The organism is Acidobacteriota bacterium (assembly GCA_003225175.1).
In the GTDB taxonomy this organism is placed as follows: Bacteria; Acidobacteriota; Terriglobia; order Terriglobales; family Acidobacteriaceae; genus Gp1-AA112.
In genome coordinates this window covers 1-1,898 of record QIBA01000239.1, presented here as the reverse complement: position 1 = coordinate 1,898, position 1,898 = coordinate 1, and the positions used below count along the sequence as shown (strand labels likewise).

The following is a 1,898-nucleotide window of genomic DNA, read 5'->3' as shown; positions in this document are numbered from 1 at the left end:
GATTTGAGAAGCTTCTAGACTTCTATAGCCACCCTGGCTATGTTGCTCATAAGGTTCATTTGCTGGTTGCTTATGATCTGGAGTGGACCCGTTAGAGATGGATGACGAGGAAGAGATACGGGTACTTGACTTAGAGTACATCGACCGACCAGTGTTTTTGTGGTAGACTGACTGTTAAACGAACAGTGGAAACTCTAAAGCAATATCGGCTAGTTATTAAGTAGGTCAATGTATCACCTAGTTCTTAGTGGTAATCAGCAAAAACAAGCTTATTATTGAGTTTGTTTCTCAGCAATTATGATAACTTCTGTTATTCCAGACCGAATTAGTAATGGCATAGCATTATTGTTATAAAAATCCGGTATATCTTCTTTTAGCCAACGAACAGGAGCCAATAGGATTGGTGGGAGGTTGGCGTCTAGCGCTTTCCCTATTGCTTCTATTGACTCATCATCTTGCTTCTGTGAGGCGTAGATCATGCCTTTCCAAAAAAAGTATGCAGCGTTCCAGTTTAATTCTAATTTGATGGTGTGTTCCAATTGTGCTAAAGCCTCCTCAAAACTATTATGCAGCCAAAGCGCAATTGCTCTACAGAAATATGCTATAAGATGTTGAGGATTGGTTGCGGAGATTACCTCCAATCGTTCTGCTAAAGTTTGATCAGGTCTCTTTTGGCATATTCCAGACCATTCAGCTAGAAAATGTACCATAAGATTTGTCGAGTCTAGTAGTCAGTCCAGTTGGTTATTGACAGCGGGATAGAGATCCTGGAGCTTGTCCCGAGCATCGCGGGAAGTAAAGCGCCAGGAGATGGTGCAGCGCTGAGCATTGCGCTCGGCTTCCAGGGTCGCGATGCGTTGGCGCAAGTCCTGCATGCTTGCCACCCGCCGCGACAAACAGCCACGCGCAAAGATGCTGATCTCGATTTCGGCCATATTCAACCAACTGCCATGTTTGGGGGTGTAATGGAACTCGACACGCTGCAAGATGCGTCGCGCTTCTGGCGCCGGGAAGGCTTCATACAAGGCCGCAGCTGTGTGCGTATTCAGATTATCTTGCACGATGCGCACGTAGTCGGCCTGCGGATAGACCTGATCCACCAACCAGCGGATGCAATGGGCGTAGTCGATCTTGGTGCGGTGCTCGGTCATCTCCACATGGCGCCAGCCCGTCAAAGGCTCGACGAAGAAAAACAGATTGGCCGTGCCCAAGCGCTCATACTCGTAATCAATCCGTTCCGGCTGTCCTGGCTTCAGAGGCTCTGCAGGCCGCACATCGGCCTCTGGGGCCACGAGTTTTTCGTCGAAGCAGACCTTGGGGTGACGGGGATCGTAGTCCTCTTCGTACAGATCCAGCACATCTTCCATGGCTGCCACAAACTCAGCACTTACCTCGGGGATGCACCATTGCTCGTGTTGCCAGGGCTTGAGTTCGTTTTTTTAAGCAGCTGGCGGATCGTTTCCGGCGAGATGGACTCGACGAAGCCCATTTCGACCGCTTTGCCGGCCAGCAAGCGCACCGTCCAATGGTCATGACCATCGGGAACCGGGCTGCAGGCAATGGCGATCAGATGGGCGGCTTGTCCGCCCGTCAAGGCCTGCCGATAGCGCTGTTGCCGCTTGTCGTGCAGCACCGCTTCTAATCCTCCTTCCAGGTACAACTGCCGCACACGGATGGAGGTATTGCGGCTAATATCGAGGGCCGCGCAGATTTGCTGGTCGGTCCAGCCCTCGTGCGCCTTGAGCAAGACGCGCGCGCGGGTGAAGCTGCGGGCATTGGCTTTGCCCGCGTGAATAAACGTCTGTAACGAGGCCCGCTCGCTTTCGGAGAGCGTGACAGGGATGGGATGCTTCATCAGGAACTCCTTGGTTTTCCATCATCATCTCACTCCTGTCAAT

At 51.4% G+C, this 1,898-nt stretch carries 3 protein-coding genes; all 3 read right to left on the bottom strand.

Annotation, left to right across the window (positions count from 1 at the left end):
- Positions 1-272: 272 nt before the first annotated feature.
- Positions 273-641, bottom strand: coding sequence for a hypothetical protein (locus tag DMG62_24940; GenBank protein PYY19123.1), 369 nt, complete (start codon positions 639-641; stop codon positions 273-275).
- A 90-nt stretch (positions 642-731) separates the two neighbouring features.
- Positions 732-1,400 carry an IS630 family transposase gene (locus tag DMG62_24935; protein PYY19122.1) on the bottom strand — a complete coding sequence of 223 codons (669 nt, stop codon included), beginning with the start codon at positions 1,398-1,400 and terminating at the stop codon, positions 732-734.
- Positions 1,388-1,855 carry a hypothetical protein gene (locus DMG62_24930; GenBank protein ID PYY19121.1) on the bottom strand — a complete coding sequence of 156 codons (468 nt, stop codon included), beginning with the start codon at positions 1,853-1,855 and terminating at the stop codon, positions 1,388-1,390. Before DMG62_24930 ends, DMG62_24935 begins: the two co-directional genes overlap by 13 nt.
- Positions 1,856-1,898 lie beyond the last annotated feature (43 nt).